Origin of the sequence: Heyndrickxia camelliae (genome assembly GCF_002844575.1) — a bacterium.
GTDB classification, from domain to species: Bacteria; Bacillota; Bacilli; order Bacillales; family Bacillaceae_C; genus Margalitia; species Margalitia camelliae.
This window is the reverse complement of sequence record NZ_PIQO01000011.1, coordinates 105,716-124,180: the sequence shown is the minus strand read 5'-3', so window position 1 is coordinate 124,180 and position 18,465 is coordinate 105,716. Positions and strand designations below refer to the sequence as shown.

Annotated in this window: 20 protein-coding genes; 15 read left to right on the top strand and 5 right to left on the bottom strand. The window is 35.0% G+C overall.

Features of this window, described 5'->3' with window-relative positions; translation table 11 throughout:
• Positions 1-64: 64 nt before the first annotated feature.
• Positions 65-385 (top strand): rhodanese-like domain-containing protein, encoded by a 321-nt coding sequence (locus CWO92_RS14780; RefSeq protein WP_101354985.1) that lies wholly within the window; start codon positions 65-67, stop codon positions 383-385.
• A gap of 168 nt (positions 386-553) precedes the next feature.
• Positions 554-736 (top strand): sporulation protein Cse60, encoded by a 183-nt coding sequence (locus CWO92_RS14775; RefSeq protein WP_101354984.1) that lies wholly within the window; start codon positions 554-556, stop codon positions 734-736.
• 235 nt (positions 737-971) lie between these two features.
• Here the strand turns inward: CWO92_RS14775 and CWO92_RS14770 are convergent, their stop codons facing one another.
• Positions 972-2,243, bottom strand: coding sequence for a BaiN/RdsA family NAD(P)/FAD-dependent oxidoreductase (locus CWO92_RS14770; RefSeq protein ID WP_101354983.1), 1,272 nt, complete (start codon positions 2,241-2,243; stop codon positions 972-974).
• Between the two features lie 191 nt (positions 2,244-2,434).
• On the opposite strand from CWO92_RS14770, the gene CWO92_RS14765 reads away from it, so the two are divergent.
• Entirely contained in the window at positions 2,435-4,054 is a 1,620-nt protein-coding gene (locus CWO92_RS14765; RefSeq protein WP_101354982.1) for a putative polysaccharide biosynthesis protein, read from the top strand.
• A gap of 94 nt (positions 4,055-4,148) precedes the next feature.
• Here the strand turns inward: CWO92_RS14765 and CWO92_RS14760 are convergent, their stop codons facing one another.
• Positions 4,149-4,394: a hypothetical protein gene (locus tag CWO92_RS14760; protein WP_101354981.1), complete on the bottom strand. Its 246-nt coding sequence runs from the start codon at positions 4,392-4,394 to the stop codon at positions 4,149-4,151.
• A 408-nt stretch (positions 4,395-4,802) separates the two neighbouring features.
• Here CWO92_RS14760 and CWO92_RS14755 point away from each other — a divergent pair, with 408 nt between their 5' ends.
• Positions 4,803-5,528: a pseudouridine synthase gene (locus CWO92_RS14755; RefSeq protein WP_101354980.1), complete on the top strand. Its 726-nt coding sequence runs from the start codon at positions 4,803-4,805 to the stop codon at positions 5,526-5,528.
• A 212-nt stretch (positions 5,529-5,740) separates the two neighbouring features.
• On the opposite strand, the gene CWO92_RS14750 is transcribed toward CWO92_RS14755, so the two are convergent.
• On the bottom strand, positions 5,741-5,962 hold the full coding sequence (locus CWO92_RS14750; protein WP_101354979.1) for a DeoR family transcriptional regulator: 222 nt from the start codon (positions 5,960-5,962) through the stop codon (positions 5,741-5,743).
• Between the two features lie 433 nt (positions 5,963-6,395).
• On the opposite strand from CWO92_RS14750, the gene pepV reads away from it, so the two are divergent.
• The 5 genes from pepV (at position 6,396) to CWO92_RS14725 (ending at position 11,651) form a co-directional block, all read left to right on the top strand.
• Entirely contained in the window at positions 6,396-7,826 is a 1,431-nt protein-coding gene (gene pepV / locus CWO92_RS14745; RefSeq protein ID WP_101354978.1) for a dipeptidase PepV, read from the top strand.
• A 25-nt stretch (positions 7,827-7,851) separates the two neighbouring features.
• Complete coding sequence (gene dat, locus CWO92_RS14740; RefSeq protein WP_101354977.1) at positions 7,852-8,715, top strand: D-amino-acid transaminase; 864 nt, start codon at positions 7,852-7,854, stop codon at positions 8,713-8,715.
• A gap of 333 nt (positions 8,716-9,048) precedes the next feature.
• Entirely contained in the window at positions 9,049-9,603 is a 555-nt protein-coding gene (thpR, locus tag CWO92_RS14735; protein ID WP_101354976.1) for an RNA 2',3'-cyclic phosphodiesterase, read from the top strand.
• A 16-nt stretch (positions 9,604-9,619) separates the two neighbouring features.
• Positions 9,620-10,591, top strand: a complete 972-nt coding sequence (locus tag CWO92_RS14730; RefSeq protein ID WP_437177553.1) for an NERD domain-containing protein — start codon at positions 9,620-9,622, stop codon at positions 10,589-10,591.
• A gap of 274 nt (positions 10,592-10,865) precedes the next feature.
• Entirely contained in the window at positions 10,866-11,651 is a 786-nt protein-coding gene (locus CWO92_RS14725; protein WP_101354974.1) for a phosphotransferase family protein, read from the top strand.
• Here the strand turns inward: CWO92_RS14725 and CWO92_RS14720 are convergent.
• Positions 11,642-11,920: a YtzH-like family protein gene (locus CWO92_RS14720; RefSeq protein ID WP_101354973.1), complete on the bottom strand. Its 279-nt coding sequence runs from the start codon at positions 11,918-11,920 to the stop codon at positions 11,642-11,644. The genes CWO92_RS14725 and CWO92_RS14720 overlap by 10 nt on opposite strands.
• A gap of 160 nt (positions 11,921-12,080) precedes the next feature.
• Here CWO92_RS14720 and trmB point away from each other — a divergent pair, with 160 nt between their 5' ends.
• Both trmB and CWO92_RS14710 read left to right on the top strand, forming a co-directional pair.
• Positions 12,081-12,725 (top strand): tRNA (guanosine(46)-N7)-methyltransferase TrmB, encoded by a 645-nt coding sequence (gene trmB, locus CWO92_RS14715; RefSeq protein ID WP_101354972.1) that lies wholly within the window; start codon positions 12,081-12,083, stop codon positions 12,723-12,725.
• Between the two features lie 86 nt (positions 12,726-12,811).
• Positions 12,812-13,654, top strand: coding sequence for a YtnP family quorum-quenching lactonase (locus CWO92_RS14710; RefSeq protein WP_101354971.1), 843 nt, complete (start codon positions 12,812-12,814; stop codon positions 13,652-13,654).
• Positions 13,655-13,714: 60 nt separating this feature from the next.
• On the opposite strand, the gene CWO92_RS14705 is transcribed toward CWO92_RS14710, so the two are convergent.
• Complete coding sequence (locus CWO92_RS14705) at positions 13,715-14,029, bottom strand: PepSY domain-containing protein (protein WP_101354970.1); 315 nt, start codon at positions 14,027-14,029, stop codon at positions 13,715-13,717.
• 152 nt (positions 14,030-14,181) lie between these two features.
• Here CWO92_RS14705 and CWO92_RS14700 point away from each other — a divergent pair, with 152 nt between their 5' ends.
• The 4 genes from CWO92_RS14700 (at position 14,182) to CWO92_RS14685 (ending at position 18,465) form a co-directional block, all read left to right on the top strand.
• Positions 14,182-16,065, top strand: coding sequence for an LTA synthase family protein (locus CWO92_RS14700; protein WP_101354969.1), 1,884 nt, complete (start codon positions 14,182-14,184; stop codon positions 16,063-16,065).
• A gap of 91 nt (positions 16,066-16,156) precedes the next feature.
• A complete protein-coding gene (locus tag CWO92_RS14695) occupies positions 16,157-17,227 on the top strand; it encodes a M42 family metallopeptidase (RefSeq protein WP_101354968.1) in 1,071 nt (356 codons plus the stop codon).
• Between the two features lie 82 nt (positions 17,228-17,309).
• Positions 17,310-17,828 (top strand): DUF84 family protein, encoded by a 519-nt coding sequence (locus tag CWO92_RS14690; RefSeq protein WP_101354967.1) that lies wholly within the window; start codon positions 17,310-17,312, stop codon positions 17,826-17,828.
• Positions 17,829-18,021: 193 nt separating this feature from the next.
• Positions 18,022-18,465, top strand: coding sequence for a hypothetical protein (locus tag CWO92_RS14685; protein ID WP_133120570.1), 444 nt, complete (start codon positions 18,022-18,024; stop codon positions 18,463-18,465).

The following is an 18,465-nucleotide window of genomic DNA, read 5'->3' as shown; positions in this document are numbered from 1 at the left end:
TCCCCTTTCTTTGGTTTTGTATAGGTGTATTTGATATAATCAAAAAGATGAAAATACGAAAGGAATGACAGAATTGGAAATAAAACAAATTACACCGGAAGAAGTAGAACAAAAATTAAAAAATGATGAGACATTAAATATCATTGATGTTCGTGAAGATGATGAGGTAGCAGAAGGAATGATTCCTGAAGCGGTACATATACGAATGGGAGATATCCCTGATTCTCTTAATAAATTAGATAAAAACGAAGAATATATCATCACTTGCCATGCAGGAGGACGAAGCATGAAAGTATGTGAATTTCTTCAAGACCAAGGATATCATGTAATTAATATGACTGGCGGAATGTCACATTGGACTGGGGAAACAAAACCAAAAAGATAAATGAATGCAATTAATAATTAAACAAATCTTTGTAATAAAATGACAGCACTATTAAGTGACTGTTATTTTTTTTGATTACTTCTATATAATTGTTTTTTATTTATCGGAATGTTTTAAAGATTACATTTTCCGTCAATGATAGTAATAAAAACAAGAGGAGGGAGACAAATGATTCAAGTAAAAGTATTTGATTATGAACATGAAAAGGATTTAGAGGAAGATGTGAATCAATTTTTAAAAAACATTGATGATAATAAGCTGTTGGATATTAAGTATCATGTGGCTGTTATGCCAGAAGATGATGATGAACAAATTTATTGTTTTAGTGCGATGATTTTATATAAAAAATAAGTAGAGACACTATCCATTATCCGCTGGTAAAAGCAAAGTGATCAACTTTTTAGGTTTTAATAATGACGGACACACGTTCTGTTATTTTGTCCAAAGAGGTTAAGTTCAGAATAATATTGGGAAAATAACAGAATGATTTACCTGAATTCCTCTAAAATATCATATTTTAGGGAATAAAAGATTTAGTGTCCATTAAAAACACGCATGGATTTTTTATCCATGCGTGAATAGTGAATTAATGGCAGTTTGAAGAATATTCAGCAGCATTTGAACCTGCCAACCTTCCTGTTACAAGAGCGGATGTAATATTATAGCCTCCTGTATAACCATATATGTCTAAGACTTCTCCACAAAAGTATAGACCGGGCATTAATTTAGATGCCATTGTTTTTGGTTCAATTTCCTTGATGGAGACACCGCCACCCGTAACAAAAGCTTTTTCCAATGGGAGTGTCCCGTTTACGTTGAATTGAAATTGTTTACATAGTTTAGTAAAAGAACGGATATTTTCCATTGAAACATTAGAAGCTTGCATATTTTCATCAATTCCACTCAAGTCCAGTAAGAATAATAAATATCGTTCCGGTAAAAGACCTTTCAACCCATTTTTTACTGCCTTTTTTGGTTCATCTTTTAGTAGCTTTACAATATGTTGGAACAACTGCTCTTCGTTATAATCAGGTATAGCATCAATACTCATTGTTACCCTCTTTAAGTTCCATTTTTTCATTGCTTTTACAACAAATTGACTACATCTTAAGACTGCCGGACCGGAAATGCCAAAGTGAGTGAATATCATGTCCATTTTATGGGTGATAATTGGTTTTCCTTTTGGATTCAAAACACTAACAGCGACTTCACGAAGCGATAATCCTTGTAACGTTTTTTCTTTTATAAATGGTTCATCGGATGTTACAGGCACTTCTGTAGGAAAAAGCTCCGATATGGTGTGCCCGGCTTTTTCCGCCCATGGAAATCCGTCTCCGGTAGAACCGGTTTGTGGTACCGACTTTCCGCCAACAGCGACCACCACAGCACTACTATCAATTATTTCATCGTTTTCAAGCTCTACCCCTGATGCTTGTTGATTATTATACATAATCTCTTTGACAGGAGTATTTGTTTTGATGGTGACATTCAATTCCGATAGCCTTCTTAAAAGAGCATCAACAACAGATTGTGCTTTATTTGTCACAGGAAACATTCTTCCATGGTCTTCTTCCTTTAGCTTAATTCCGAGATTTTCAAAAAACTGAATGATATCTTCATTATTAAAAATCGAAAAGGCACTATATAAAAAACGTCCATTTCCCGGGATATGCTTTACAATCTCATCAATCGGCAGACGATTAGTGACATTGCATCTGCCGCCGCCTGAAATGGCAAGCTTTCTTCCGAGCTTGTCACCTTTGTCTATTAATAATACTTTTGCGCCACTTTCCCCTGCTGCTATCGCAGCCATTAATCCGGATGGGCCTCCCCCCACCACAATGACATCGTATTTCATAGCTTCAACACCTTTTTCTTTTACATTCCATTCATTTTAGTATGGATAATTTATTTAAGCAAGATTTACTGCGAACTTATCTATAGGAATAAAAAGATTTTTCGAATAAATTGTCAATTGACAAAGTTAGTTGTACACTACTAATTAGTGAATTTATATTGTTTTTGAATCATGATTAAAGTAGGGATTTTATGTCTTCTAAACTTATCCGTGGTACATTTATTTTAACGTTAGGAACATTTATTTCCAAATTTATCGGGTTATTTTATGTTATCCCATTTCACGCTATCATTGGAGGATCGGAGCCGGAAGCTCTTTACCAATTTGGATATGTTCCATATACATTATTTATAAGTATCGCAACAGCTGGGGTTCCGCTGGCTGTTTCAAAATATATCGCAAAATATAATGCATTAGAGGAGTACGCAGTAGGCAGAAAGCTTTTTAAATCCGGAATCATCCTAATGCTGATGACCGGGATTGTCTGTTTTTTAATGATGTATATTTTTGCACCGACCTTTGCGGAATTAAGTATGTCAGGAGTAGAGTCAACAAAGTATTCCGTAGGTAATGTAACGACTATCATTAGGGCAGTAAGCTTCGCTCTAATAATTATTCCAGTCATGAGCTTAATTCGTGGATATTTTCAAGGACATCAATCTATGGGACCTTCTGCAGTGTCACAAGTGATTGAGCAAATTATAAGAATCTTGTTCCTTTTAGTTGGGGCGTTTTTAGTATTACATGTATTTAAAGGTAGTATGGTTACTGCTATTAGTGTTGCCACTTTTGCAGCATTTGTAGGAGGAATCGCAAGCTTAATTATATTATTTTGGTATTGGAAAAAAAGAAAACATCATTTTGATGAATTGCTGGAACATGATAAAGGCACCTTGAACGTATCGCTTAAAGAAATGTATAAGGAAATCTTTATATATGCTTTGCCATTCGTATTTGTAGGTGTAGCTAATTCCCTTTTTCAATATGTGGACCAATTAACCTTCACAAGGGGGATGGCAGCTATCAATAAGGGAAAGGAAGCACTAGAGGCTATTGGGATTCTTAATTTCGATTCTCATAAGCTTGTTATTATACCTGTATCGCTCGCGACTTCCTTTTCCCTAACACTTGTTCCACTTATAACAGAATCCTTTGCTAAGGGAAATCGAGGATCGATGATTCGTCAAGTAGATCAAACCTTTCAAATACTGTTATTCCTAACCGTTCCTGCTGCACTTGGATTATCCTTGCTTGCTGATCCTATTTTTACAGTGTTTTATCAGCATAGCAAATTAGGGGCGGATGTTCTTGGACATTATGCTCCAGTTGCAATTCTTTTCGCCTTGTATTCTGTAACCGCAGCTATACTGCAAGGGATAAATGAGCAAAGATTTACGATATTAAGTTTGTTAACTGGTTTGTTATTTAAGCTAACCTTTAATATTCCATTGATTAAGTTATTTGAAACAGATGGAGCAGTATATGCCACAGCTTTAGGATATTCTGTTTCAATCATCATTAATTTAATTGTCATTAAGATTTTCGCAAACTATCCTTTCAAAACAGTAATTCGGAGGAGCATACTAATTTTAGTTATGAATGCCATTATGGTTGCGGTTGTGTTTGCGTTTTACAAAATCACCACTCTATTTTTATCACCGGCTTCTAAATGGGAGTCATTAGTTATTGTCATAATTTGTGGAGGAATTGGGGCAATTGTATATGGCTATATAGGATTAAGATCTGGTCTTGCTGATAAATTATTTGGTCAAAGGCTGCAAGGAATAAAGAGAAGGCTTCATATAGGTTAAATGGGAAAGAGGTCAACGAAAACGTTGACCTCTAATATAATCTACTTATTTACTTCCAGCCCCTTTAACCGATGAGCAAGGCGCTTTTGTTTTTCTAGTGATGTCCGCCCATTTGTCCCCAATATTGTATTTGGCGTTCAATTTGTGTGACACGACGATTCATACGTTCCACTTGTCTTTCTATGCGTTCCAATCGTCTTTCTAAATTACTTTGACCACCACCCTGATGGGGATAACCTTGGGAAGGCATGTGGCTACCGCCTTGATGCTGCATAGATGGCGGGAAGTTGCTATATTGTTGGCCAGGCATTTGGGGATACATTTGTTGTCTATAATCCATTATTGTTTCACCTCATCATGATATTTAAAGCAATTCGATTATTAGTCGTATTCAATAAGTAGGAATATGAAAAAATGGAGTGCGATTTTTCGATTGTATCTACTTTCTATTTCATTACCCTGTAGAAAACAACTAAAAACTCTTCTTGCCATTCCCTTATAGCCTATGTAGGCATACGTTTTAGGTATGGGTAGCTGCCTAAATAGATATAAATATTCATATGAATACGGATCTTTTCTTAATCATTTGTTGCTCATGTAAAAAAATATCTTTTTAACTACTTCATGCATCTTAAGAATAATTCTTTTTAGAAAAGATGCACTGAAGCCAGGTCTGATTTAGGACTTATAATAAATTAGGAAAACAACAATTTATACATAAACAGGCATAATGAAAAAGGAGTATGGAATGAGACTGGATAAATTACTAGCAAATGTCGGATATGGCAGTCGAAAAGATGTGAAAAAAATTTTAAAAGATGGTGTTGTAAAAGTTAACCAAGTAATTGCAAAGGATGGTAAAATTCAAGTCAATCCAACTGTAGATATTATTACGATTTACGGAGAGTCGGTTAACTATAAACAGTTTATTTATTTAATGATGAATAAACCACAGGGAGTAATTTCAGCAACAGAGGATTATCATGATAAAACCGTTATTGATCTATTGGATATAGAGGATGCGGTTTTAAACCCTTTTCCTGTCGGAAGACTTGATAAGGATACGGAAGGACTTCTCCTAATTACAAATGATGGAGGGTTGGCACATAAGCTTTTATCTCCAAAGAAGCATGTTCCTAAGACCTATTTTGCAGTAATAAATGGCATGGTGACGGAATCAGATGTTGAGGCTTTTCATAAAGGTGTAATTTTAGACGATGGATATGAAACGAAGCCTGGTGAATTGAAAATCCTTAAATCTGGAAATCATTCCGATATAGAATTAACTATAACAGAAGGGAAATTCCACCAGGTAAAAAGAATGTTTGAAGCAGTTGGAAAAAAGGTCATTTATCTAAAGCGTATTACCATGGGACCATTACAACTAGATGAAAATTTAGAGCTTGGTGAATATCGTGAACTGACCGAAGAGGAAGTAGAGCAATTAAAGAATGGTCCAATTGTGGATAAATAATAAAAAATCAAAAGGAGCTGTTAAAATACAGCTCCTTTTATTATGTGTGATTGTCTTTATCCAGCTTCAGCGCCTATCAGCAAGTGGATTCTCAGTCTCCTCCGAATGGATAAGTCAACATTAAAATTACTCTTCCAATCTTACTAGGTGAAATTTGAAATACTAATTTCACCTATCCATATGCTGCTGGATAAGGCGCCTCCGTTTTTCTATTAAGATGATAATTTTACTCGTTTCTTAGTTGTTGTCCATGTTCCACGGTGTGGACTTTTAATTAAGTCATTGTAAGCAAGTACATTCAAATCTCTTTGAATTGTACGTGGAGTTATTCCGAACTCATCGACAAGTTCCTGTGTTGTTACAGTACCATTTTCCTTAATAAACACATAGATTGATTTAATTCGGGTTAACATCCTGTTCGTTGAAGGTTTCAAAAAACCACTCCCTCATCCTTTTTCCTAAAACTTAAGACTACGGACGACTTATTGGTTTTGAAGAAAATCTTCTTCAAGCTTTGCAAACCTTTTTCTGCCAGACAACTCCTTCTTTCATGTCGAATTTTAAATCTAAGGTGTCAGACAATTACATTCTACACCTATTAATTCTAAATTTCCAGTGCATAGTGGGAATTTACAAATATTTTAGGTAATTCCTTTTCCTTTATCATATGTATCTTACCCATATTTATTATTAATATAGTAAAATAATTTAAAGTAAAAATGCTAAAACTAGCCCCAACATTTTTTATTAAGAGGGTCCACGTCGTTAAAATTTATATTATATGGTGGATGTTTTATTGAAGCTTAAAAAGGAGTAAAATAATCTGGAAAACAACAAGTATTACGAATATTAAAGGAGATAGATAGAATGTCAATTCAATGGATGGACGAAGTAATAAAGAGAAAAGATGATCTAATTAAGGATTTACAAGGACTTTTACAAATTAGAAGTGTGCTCGATGAGGAAAATGCAACAGAAGATGCACCTTTAGGGGTAGGTGTAAAGGAAGCGCTGCAATACTTATTGGATTTAGGTAAGAAGGATGGCTTCACCCCAAAGAATGTTGGAAACCTTGCAGGCCATTTAGAAATGGGAACAGGCAGTGAACTAGTTGGAATCCTTTGTCATGTGGACGTTGTCCCAGAAGGAGATGGGTGGACCGTGGATCCATATGGAGGAATTGTAAAAGATGACAAGATTTATGCACGTGGATCTAGCGATGATAAAGGCCCCACTATGGCTGCATACTATGCAATGAAAATCGTAAAAGAACTAGGAATTCCTTTGGAAAAGCGTGTTCGCATGATTATTGGCACAGATGAAGAGAGTGATTGGCGCTGTGTCGATCATTATTTTAAGCACGAAGAAATGCCGAATATGGGATTTGCACCTGATGCAGATTTTCCTATCATTTATGCCGAAAAGGGAATCGCGGATTTTGATATTGTGCAAAATGTAAGCGAAGGTCATTCTAACGATGAGCACAATAAAGTACAATTACTTTCCTTCCATTCAGGAAGAAGATATAACATGGTACCAGATTTCGCACAAGCAAAACTATTAGTTGAAAAAGAACAAACGGAAATCTTACAGAATTACAATGATTATCTTCAAAAAACTAAGCTAAATGGAAAGTATTATGTCGAATCAGGGGAGCTCATCTTGGAATTAGAGGGAGTATCTGCACATGGAATGGAACCTAGAAATGGAAAGAACGCCGGTTTAATTTTAGCGTCGTTTTTATCAAATGTTTCGCTTGATCAGCAAGGGGAAGCATTTATTCAATTTGCAACAAATTATTTATTTGAAAAATCTCGTGGAGAAGGGTTTGGCATTCAATATAAGGATGAGATTACAGGTGATCTTACTATAAATGTTGGGAAAATTGATTATGATAAGGCAGTCGGAGGCAGCTTTGGTCTTAATATGAGATATCCTGTTACATTTGATATGGAACAAGGGAAGAGCAATATGGAAAAATATCTGGAAAAAGAAGGCTTTACTATTCAGCATTTTTCAGATTCAAAGCCTCATCATGTAGATGAGAATGATGAATTGATTCTCACTTTAAAGAAAGTTTATGAAGAACAAACGGGAGAGAAAGCAGAATTGCTGGCTATTGGCGGTGGTACATATGCTCGTTCATTAAAATCAGGTGTTGCTTTCGGTGCTCTGTTTCCAGGAAGACCAGATGTAATGCACCAAAAGGATGAATATATGTTTATTGAAGATTTAGTAAAAGCTACAGCCATTTATGCTCAAGCCATTTATGAGCTTGCAGGTAAAAAAGCAGATTAATATCAAAAAAAAGGGAGAGGATTTTATGGGAAAAGTTATTTATAATGGAGAACTTGTTGAAAGGGAAAATGTAAAAGTAGACATAGAAGATCGCGGTTATCAATTTGGCGATGGAATATACGAAGTTATTCGTGTGTATAATGGAGGCCTATTTACCAAAAACGAACATATCCAACGTTTATATGAAAGTGCTGAAAAGATAGGGTTGAAGATTCCTTTTGAAAAGGAATTTCTTTGCAAAAAGCTAGAAGAATTAGTGGAAGAAAACCAATTGCAGACAGGTATTATTTATTTACAGATTACAAGGGGAGTTTCTCCTCGCCAGCATGGTTTTCCGACACCTGCTGTAGAACCTGTGCTTGTTGCTTACACAAAATCAATGGAGCGGCCAGAAGCGTTAATGAAGGAAGGCGCTAAAGGTTTGCTTGTGGAAGATATTCGCTGGTTAAGATGTGATATTAAAAGTTTAAACTTACTAGGAAATATAATGGCAAAACAAAAAGCCGCCGAATCAGGCTGCTTTGAAGCCATTCAGCACCGTGAAGGCATCGTGACAGAAGGCTCATCTTCTAATGTGTTTATGATTAAGAATGGTATTCTAATAACCCATCCAGCGGTCAATTTAATATTAAATGGTATAACAAGGCAAGTAATTCTAAAAATCTGTAAAAGCAAACAAATTCCAGTTAAGGAAGAGGCTTTTACAGTGGATGATCTTGTAAATGCTGATGAGGTTTTTATCTCGAGTACGACATCAGAAATTATGCCGATTGTTCAACTTGATGGCAATAAGATTGGCCATGGAATTCCAGGAGAATGGACAAAACAATTGCAACAATATTTCATGGAAGAGATTCAAAAGGAATGTAAAAATATTGTTTTTCGTTAAAGGAAAGAAACCCGTCAAATGGCGGGTTTCTTTTCAATCTATTTTTTCGAGCTCTGATCGTGATACTAATTGGATTTGTAGTCTGTAAGGTTGTTTGATCTCACAATAGCCGCTTTCATACAAGTAAACAATTTCACATTTCTCTCCTTTATAGTAAACTATATCACCGATTTTCATGGATATGCACTCCTTATACATGATTTCAAGTAAATGAATTACACTAACAAATAAACCTGAAATCACTATATGTAAATAAAGAGCGAAATATGTCTTATGATAAGAATTTTGTTACAATAAATTTTGTGAAAATGACAAACGAAAGAGGTATACCAAATGGAAGGACATCATTATTTTTTTGCATTACTATTGCCACAGCATATTAAATCGTATCTTCATGAGAAGTGTGAACAAATAAAGATGGAATTTCCTTTTAAGAAATGGGTCCATCATGAGGATTACCACATAACATTAGCCTTTTTGGGTCATGCGCAAGAAGAGCAGCTTGAAAAAGCAGATATGTACGTAAAAGATGTGTTAAGTCACTCTGAGGGGTTTGAATTAGCGTTACATAAGCTAGGGGTATTCGGACGTCAGGATTCGCCAAGAATCTTTTGGGCCAATACGAAAGAGTCACAACAACTTACAGATATCAGGAAGTTAGTGTATGATTCTTGTACAAAGGCAGGTTTTAAACTGGATCCTAGACATTTTGCACCACATATTACTCTGGCAAGAAATTGGGAAGGAAAGGATCGGTTTTCACTAGAAGCCTTAAAACCATTTGCACTGGAAGAGATTATATTTACGGCAAAGCATGTTGTGTTATATGAAACCCATCTAAATAAGACCCCTAAATATGTAATAAAGAAAACATATTTATTATGTTAGCGGACATGAGGAAGGAGTGAGTTGGTTGGCGCAATTAATTAAACTGCAGGATTATGTTTCTCGATATGAGCAGGATGTTTACCGATATCCAACCCAATATTTGCGTTTAAAAAAACAACAATGGGAAAAATTGAAAGAAGCATGGGAAACAAATTCTCTGGAGTTCTCTCAAGAATGGGAAGAGATAGAGGAAAATAAAACTGGTATATTGAACAAAATGGCAAAAATATTTAAAAAGGAGGATAAAACAGAGGTTGAAAATAAAACGGAAGAAAAGGTAGATACTACCCTTTCGTTTGCTCCACTTCTGTCCTATAAACCTGAAACAGAAGTGGATTTAAAGCAATTATATTTAGATCAACTCTACAGCTTTCAATTAAAATGGGCTAGCTCAACTATCTATGAACAGTCAGACGTACACCCTAAATACTATTATGACGAAAGATTGCGAACTTTTTTACAGAGATTTCCAGATAATGGTCTGCTTTTGTACGAGCCAATTTTACTTTTAAAAAAGGCACCGATTGAAATGGAAATAATATTTATAGCACCGATGGAGGTATGGTGTCTTACTTTTCTTGAAGAAGAAAAGGATGCAGTATTTTTAGGCTCCAATGATCGATTTTGGCTGAAGAGGTCGAATCAAAAGGAGAAAAAAGTATTAAACCCAATGATTTCTTTAAATAGAATGTCAAAAATTGTACAACAAATTTTTTTACACCACCATGTAGACCTCCCAATAAAAAAAGCGATTATTTGCAGAAATGGATATATTGATTTTAAAGAAAAACCATATGATCTTTCCATATTAGAAAAAAGAGCATATCCTAAATGGTTCGAACAGATGAGACATACCCATGCTCCTTTGAAACACATGCAATTAAAAGCCGCAAAAACACTTTTAGATTATTGCCAAACTGCAAGTTTTAGAAGATTAGAATGGGAAGAAGAAAATACGGGCGTTTGTGAAGAAGAAAGTTTTCGATGAAAAATACAGGAAATACTAAATTTCACCTTGACGAAAAATGTTAAAAAGCGATAAAATTTATTAAAAGATGGCTATTGTTGTCTATTCTTGTTTCCAATAGCTGTCTTTTTTTCTTTGTTTATCATAGTTACCGATAAATGATTGGGAACAACTATATGGAATTGATAATCGAAAATGATGTCCATATAGGTTTTTAAATCATTTTAGTATATAATATAGTTTTGAGACGAGTCGTATGCATGAAACATGCGAGTGAAACTGAAGGTGAATGAAGTTGGAACACATACTTGGTCAGGGCTGGGAGATACTACCGGCTGGGGGGGCAACAGGAGAAGCATTCTTTGCCAAATATGAGGAACAAAAATTATTTTTAAAAAGAAATTCATCTCCCTTTTTAGCAGTACTTTCTGCAGAAGGAATTGTTCCAAAGCTTGTTTGGACAAAAAGGATGGAAAACGGAGATGTCATTACTGCACAGCAGTGGATGGCCGGCAGAGAGCTAAAGCCTGAGGAAATGGGCCAAGAGCGTGTTGCGAAGCTTTTAAAAAAAATACATGATTCTGCTCCATTAGTTTCGATGTTAGAGAGGCTGGGAAAAGTTTCGTTCAAACCTGAAAAGATGTTATTAGAATTAGAAATCAGCATGGATAAAGAAATGCGGCAAATGCCCGATATCACGTCCGCATTTACCTTTCTTAAAGCGGAAGTGAAAAATATAGAGAACGACAAATTTGTTGTGTGTCATAGCGATATAAACCATAATAATTGGCTGCTTTCCGAGGACAATCAATTATATTTAATAGATTGGGACGGCCCTGTTATAGCCGACCCTGCATTAGATATTGGCATGCTCTTGTATTTATATATTCCCCGTGAAAATTGGTCAGGGTGGCTTGAACAGTATGGTTTATTGTTAACCGATAATTTATTGCTTCGGATGAGATGGTATGTAGTAAGGCAAACATTACTCTCTATCCAATGGCATAAAGACAAACAACGTTATCCAGAAATGGACTATTGGATTCAATTTTTGCAGGAAATAAATAAAAACTACGAATAGGATTCCATATCCTCAACCCATTGTGAAAGATTGGTTTGATTGGATAAAATATGCTCGTCCAAGTTTGGTGTATTTATTCCATTTTGACTGTAGAAATATACTTGTTCTAATGTCGGCTTTATTTGATCATTTATACTAGGATTCACTAAAAGCGATTTTACCAATCTTTCTACTTGTTCACATTCTGCAATCGACCCGCAGCAATCGGTCTGATGGTTTGTTAAAATATCTTTTAATAGTATCAATTGGTCATGATGGCTAAGAGGCATGTTTTTATACATTCCTTTCGTAATTTTGGGTGAAACATGAATCAAATGAAACTGGCGATTTTGCCAGTTTCTTTATTGTGATATAGATAGTTTGCGATTTCTTAAAGACTTTATTCAAAGAAAAGCATATAAACTAATGAATGGATAAGAGGTGTTTATTGTGCGTCTAAGACATAAGCCATGGGCAAAGGAGAAACTTTTGCAATACCCAGATTTTGTAGTTCAAACTCCTGAAGCCTATAAAGGTAAATGGAAAGAAATATTTCAAAACGATCTTCCACTCCATATTGAAGTTGGAACAGGGAAGGGGCAATTTATATATGGAATGGCAAAGGCAAATCCAGATGTTAATTATATTGGAATTGAAATGCAGGATAGTGTAATTGTCTCTGCACTAGAAAAATTATTGGAAGAACCACTTCCTAATTTAAAACTCCTAAATGTAGACGGTACAAATCTAAGGAATTATTTTGCAAAGGATGACGTGGAAAGAGTATATCTAAATTTTTCCGATCCTTGGCCAAAAAACCGACATGAAAAACGTCGATTAACATATAAGACCTTTCTAAAATTATATGAGGATATTTTGGTTGATAATGGAGAAATTCATTTTAAGACAGATAATCAAGGACTGTTTGAATATTCTTTAAAAAGTTTTTCTGAATATGGTCTATTGTTAAAATTTGTTAGTTTAGATCTACACAACAGTGATTTTGAAAATAATATCATGACTGAATATGAGGAAAAATTTTCTGCTCGTGGACAGCGTATTTATCGCTGTGAAGTACAATATCAAACAAAATAAAAGGATATGCTCTCTGCCTAATGTATTGGTAGAGAGTATTTTTTTTGTGTTAAAATAAAAAGGATAAGAGGAGAGGGAGGATAAAAATGCAAACGCTAACAATAGGAGATATTACATTAAAATGGTTAAATGGCGGGATTACCCATTTAGATGGAGGAGCGATGTTCGGTGTTGTTCCGAAGCCATTGTGGTCAAGTAAGTATCCAGTTAATGAAAACAATCAAATCCCATTATTGACGGATCCGATATTTTTGCAGGTTAATGGGAAAAATATATTAATAGAATCCGGAATTGGAAACGGGAAATTATCGGAGAAGCAGAAACGAAATTTTGGGGTGACAGAAGAATCTAAAATCGAAGAATCTTTACAGGAATTAGGGATTGCTCCGGAAGATATCGATATTATATGTATGACTCATTTGCATTTCGATCATGCATGCGGCTTAACAAAACCGGTTAATGATGGATATATTTCTGTCTTCCCTAATGCTGTAATTTATACTTCCAAAACAGAATGGGATGAGATGAGGGCTCCGAATATTCGATCGAAAAGTACATATTGGAAAGAAAACTGGGAAACAATTGAATCACAAGTCATTACGTTTGAAAAGGAAGTGTTTATTGAAGGGGCACTTAGAATGATTCATACAGGTGGTCATAGTGATGGCCACTCTATTATCTTAATAGAAAGCAACGGCGAAAAAGCAATACATATGGCTGATATAATGCCGACCCATGCACATCAAAATCCACTATGGGTATTAGCTTATGACGATTATCCAATGACCTCCATATTTGCAAAAGAAAAATGGATATCCAAAGCTATTCAGGATGGAGCTTGGTTCATTTTTTACCACGATGCAATTTATCGGGCATTAAAATGGGATACAGAAGGAAAGCTTATAGAAGCATTAAAATGTGAGCGCTAAAATATGGGGGAGTGACCAATAAAGTAATCAGGCCACTCCCCTATTGTTCATATGTATGGGTTAAGAAATAGGATAAACATCTAAGACACTGCCTGTAAATGCATCTGCAATAAACTCATATTGTTTTCTTTCCCCATTTTGGCTTGTAGTTATTCCGCCGCGGTATACTTTCGTCTTAATGGCATATTTAGCAAAGTCTTCTTTTGTCATTTGTATCCAGGAACCATCTATCGGCCCTTCTTCTTTAAATGCTTTTTTCACATTTGCTAATACAGTTTCACTGGAGAGAGAAGTGTTCTTTTTTACAGCTTCATTTAATAAGTATCCACTAACGGCTCCTGCTAGAGCACCAGCAATAAAGGTTTTCCAGGTCATGTATTTTAAACCTCCCGTTTTCAGGTTACCTGTCCTATCTTCCTTAAGTATAACATGTTTAGTCATTTTCGTAACATTTAAAAAATAAAATGATTTTTCTTGTAATATTGCCTCCATTTTTTTACTATTAAGAAAGCGGGGTGACATACGTAATGAAAAAGTGGAATGAGTTTACCTTTTATATCATTGCAATAACATTATTAACCATCAAAACGATACTTGTTTATTTTTTTGAATTTGATTTACGAGCTAAATCATTTACCGAAATAATATTATTATTGGTAAATCCAATCGGCTCTGTTGTTTTTTTATTAGGCATCAGTTTTTTCTTTTCAAAAAAAATAAGAATCGTATTTATGTTAATAATGTATATAGTAATGACTGGCGTTCTTATTGGAAACATATTATATTATCGATTTTACATAGATTATGTGACAGTACCGGTTTTATTTCAATTTCAAAATGTTGGCGGATTAAGTCAAAGCACTGTTGAATTATTAAGCTGGACTGACCCGTTATTAATTATCGATATTGTACTTCTTATTATTGCCGCGATCAAATGGGTGGATAAATCAAAACTTATCTCCAAGAAACAACATCGTACTTCTCTGGCTATTAGTATTATGTTGATTTTGGCGGTGTTGGTTGGAGGGGAGTTGGAGGATGCAAACCTATATAAAAAAACCTATGACCGAGAATTGCTCGTTAAAACAATCGGAACTTTCAATTACCATGTATTTGATATTTTATATAATTCAAAAATGCTAGTTCAACCCGCATTTGCTGAGAGCAATGATATTCATAAAGCGGAAGATTATTTGAATAAAGAAAATAATATAAAGTTATCAAAATCCCAATATCATGGGCAGGCATACGGTAAAAACTTAATATTGATATCGTTGGAATCAACTCAGCAATTCGTTCTGAATCGGAAAATCAATGGACAAGAGATTACTCCGTTTCTAAATAAATTGATAAAAGACAGCTATTATTTTCCAAACTTTTACCATCAGACAGCCCAAGGAAAAACATCTGATGCGGAATTTATGATTGACAATGGGTTATATCCCTTATCTGGGGGATCTGCTTTTGTAAGACGGCCACATAATGATTATTATGCACTTCCAGAAATATTGAAAGAGCAAAATTATTATAGCGCTGTTTTCCATAGTAATGATGAAACGTTTTGGAATAGAGGCAATATGTATAAAACATTAGGATATGATCGTTTCTTTGCCAAAAAAGATTATGAAGTGACAGAAGAAAATTCCGTGAATTATGGGTTGAAGGATATTCCATTTTTTGAACAATCTATTCCATATTTAAAAAATCTTCCGCAACCATTTTATGCTAAGTTTTTAACATTAACAAATCACTTTCCATTCTTGCTTCAAAACGAGGATGATCAATTTTTAAATATGGATGAAAATAATGCAGATTTAGTGCATAGGTATTTTGCTACTGTAAGATATGAGGATGAAGCTATAAAAAGGTTTTTTGATTTATTGAAAAAAGAAGGTTTATACAAAAATTCCATCATTGTTTTATATGGAGATCACTATGGAATCTCGAAAAGCTATGATAAAGAGCTTGAAAAAGTCTTAGGAACAAAAATTTCCATTACCGATCAATTAGAGCTTCAAAAAGTTCCATTTATTATTCATGTGCCAGGAGAAAAGGGAAAACAAATAAATTCTTTAGGGGGAGAGGTAGATATTAGACAAACGATTCTCGATATTATGGGAGTTGAACCGAAAAAAGAGACTATTGATTTCGGAAGAAGCTTGTTTTCCACAAATAAGAAAAATCTAGTAGTTTTCCGTGATGGCAGTTTTGTGACCAATAAATATGCATATTTGGATGAAGGTTGTTATGATAAATCATCGGGTAAAAAGGTCAAGAGAAATCTTTGTACGCCTTATTTAGACAAAGTTGAAAAGGAATTAATGTATTCGGATAGTGTTATCTTTGGTGATTTACTCCGTTTTTTGGAAAGAGACGGAATTATTATTAAAAACCCTTCACGCAAAGAATAATATACTCAAATACTGGCAAGCAGTATGAAAGTTCTGTAAAATGAAGAGGTACATATACTATAACTTTGTCTGTAAAGGGGTATAAGAATCGATGGAAAAGGCGACGCTCGAACTTTTTAGAACATTAACAGAACTGCCTGGTGCACCGGGAAATGAACATCAGGTAAGAAAATTTATGCGTGAAGAACTATCAAAATATACGGACGAAGTGGTGCAGGATGGACTTGGCGGTATCTTTGGTGTGAAACGAGGAGATACTAATGGCCCGACAGTTATGGTAGCTGGCCATATGGATGAAGTAGGTTTTATGGTTACTTCCATTACGGATAACGGTATGATTCGTTTTCAAACACTTGGCGGTTGGTGGAGTCAAGTATTGCTTGCTCAGCGTGTCCAGATTATAACGGATAATGGTCCAATCATTGGAGTAATTGGTTCTATCCCTCCGCATTTATTAGATGACAGTCAGCGAAATAAACCGATGGATGTTAAAAATATGCTCATTGATATCGGTGCAGACGACCGTGAGGATGCGAAAAGAATAGGAATTAAACCTGGTCAGCAGATTGTTCCTATTTGCCCTTTTACTGTAATGGCAAACGAAAAGAAGATATTAGCAAAGGCTTGGGATAATCGCTACGGATGCGGTTTATCGATAGAATTATTAAAGGAGCTTCAAGGTGAATCCATCCCAAATATACTTTATTCAGGAGCAAATGTGCAAGAAGAGGTTGGTCTTCGCGGAGCTCAAGCAGCGGCCAATATGATTAAGCCAGATATTTTCTTTGCATTAGATGCCAGTCCAGCAAATGACATGTCTGGTAATAAAGATGAATTTGGGCAATTAGGTAAAGGTACTTTGTTACGTATTTTTGATCGTTCGATGGTAACCCATAAAGGGATGCGCGAATTTGTGCTTGATACAGCAGAGAGCAATAATATCCCTTACCAATACTTTGTGTCACAAGGCGGTACAGATGCTGGGCGAGTTCATACTTCTGGTGAAGGAGTGCCTAGTGCAGTTGTAGGAATTTGTTCTCGTTATATTCATACTCATGCATCGATGATCCATGTTGATGATTATGCAGCTGCCAAAGCTTTATTAGTTAAACTTGTAAAAGCATGTGATAAATCAACTGTTGCAGCGATTCGAGCAAAATAGAACACAGATGAGGGGCATATCGCTCCTCTTTTTTATAGTTAGCCACAAAATAATCATGTAACGTCTAAAAGGAGAGATCGATATGTTAGTTGCAATTGGCTCAAAAAATCCTGCCAAAATAAATGCGGTAAAACAAGCGTTCAAAGAAATGCATATGGAGGTAGAGATTCAACCGATGGATGTGGCTTCCGGTGTTAGGGCACAGCCTTTTTCAGACGAAGAAACCATTAAAGGGGCAGTACAAAGAGCAAAAAACTGTTTAAATAATCAAGAGGTAGAGATTGCAGTTGGGTTGGAAGGAGGGGTAACAGAATCAGAATTTGGATTACAAGTCTGTAATTGGGGAGCTTTAGTAGAAAGAACAGCAGCGCCGATTATTGCGGGGGGTGCTAGAATTATCCTTCCTGAGGAAATATCATCAAGACTGCGTACTGGTGAAGAGCTTGGACCAGTTATGGATAATTATGCAAATAAAAAAAGTGTCGGCAAGAAGGAAGGAGCCATTGGAATATTTACTAATGGACTGGTTACAAGAGAAGAGATGTTTGTTCATGTCATGAAGTTATTGATTGGTCAATATCAATATAGAAATGTGCAATAGTACTTATATGTATTGTTTCCCTTGCAATATATAAGGTTCCGATGTTCTAATTACTTGTCAATTATAAAATAAACAAGCTAAAATAGTAGTAAATATATGGGGAGTTTAGGAGGAACATACTATTTTACGTAAATTATCAATGGGATTACTTTTGATATTGGTAATAGGTCTTATGGGAGGATGCAGCACTTCTTTGAAAGAACAACAAGACGAAGCTGCAAAAAAAGTAAGTGAAGCTCTTTCAGAACAGCCAAAAGCTGCAAAAAAAACAGCTAAAAATGTATATTTCTATCTTCCGTTTGGAATGAAGATTAAAAAAGAATCTCCTAATAATATTATTATGAACAGAGGAAGACAAAATTATCTTTTATTTTACAATCAAAAAGAAGCAGAAACTAGCAAGGAAGTTTATAAAATATCAAAATTAAATAAGAGGCTGCTTGTTGATAAAACTTTTTCATCTAATAAGAGATTTGGCTACCTTCTTATCTCAAAGGTAAAAAAGGACCTTTATGAGGTTATTGTTGGAGTTGGCGGTATTAAAATGACAACTGAAACAAGTATGAAAAATATAGCAAGTGACTCTGAGAAAATGGCGAAAGTTGTTTCTTCTGTAAAATATAAAAGTACTAAATAA

Coding starts and splice junctions, on each gene's coding strand:
- CWO92_RS14780 (WP_101354985.1), top strand. CDS start 65: ATGACAGAATTGGAAATAAAACAAATTACACCGGAAGAAGTAGAACAA.
- CWO92_RS14775 (WP_101354984.1), top strand. CDS start 554: ATGATTCAAGTAAAAGTATTTGATTATGAACATGAAAAGGATTTAGAG.
- CWO92_RS14770 (WP_101354983.1), bottom strand. CDS start 2,243: ATGAAATACGATGTCATTGTGGTGGGGGGAGGCCCATCCGGATTAATG.
- CWO92_RS14765 (WP_101354982.1), top strand. CDS start 2,435: ATGTCTTCTAAACTTATCCGTGGTACATTTATTTTAACGTTAGGAACA.
- CWO92_RS14760 (WP_101354981.1), bottom strand. CDS start 4,394: ATGGATTATAGACAACAAATGTATCCCCAAATGCCTGGCCAACAATAT.
- CWO92_RS14755 (WP_101354980.1), top strand. CDS start 4,803: ATGAGACTGGATAAATTACTAGCAAATGTCGGATATGGCAGTCGAAAA.
- pepV (WP_101354978.1), top strand. CDS start 6,396: ATGTCAATTCAATGGATGGACGAAGTAATAAAGAGAAAAGATGATCTA.
- dat (WP_101354977.1), top strand. CDS start 7,852: ATGGGAAAAGTTATTTATAATGGAGAACTTGTTGAAAGGGAAAATGTA.
- thpR (WP_101354976.1), top strand. CDS start 9,049: ATGGAAGGACATCATTATTTTTTTGCATTACTATTGCCACAGCATATT.
- CWO92_RS14720 (WP_101354973.1), bottom strand. CDS start 11,920: ATGCCTCTTAGCCATCATGACCAATTGATACTATTAAAAGATATTTTA.
- CWO92_RS14710 (WP_101354971.1), top strand. CDS start 12,812: ATGCAAACGCTAACAATAGGAGATATTACATTAAAATGGTTAAATGGC.
- CWO92_RS14705 (WP_101354970.1), bottom strand. CDS start 14,029: ATGACCTGGAAAACCTTTATTGCTGGTGCTCTAGCAGGAGCCGTTAGT.
- CWO92_RS14700 (WP_101354969.1), top strand. CDS start 14,182: ATGAAAAAGTGGAATGAGTTTACCTTTTATATCATTGCAATAACATTA.
- CWO92_RS14695 (WP_101354968.1), top strand. CDS start 16,157: ATGGAAAAGGCGACGCTCGAACTTTTTAGAACATTAACAGAACTGCCT.
- CWO92_RS14690 (WP_101354967.1), top strand. CDS start 17,310: ATGTTAGTTGCAATTGGCTCAAAAAATCCTGCCAAAATAAATGCGGTA.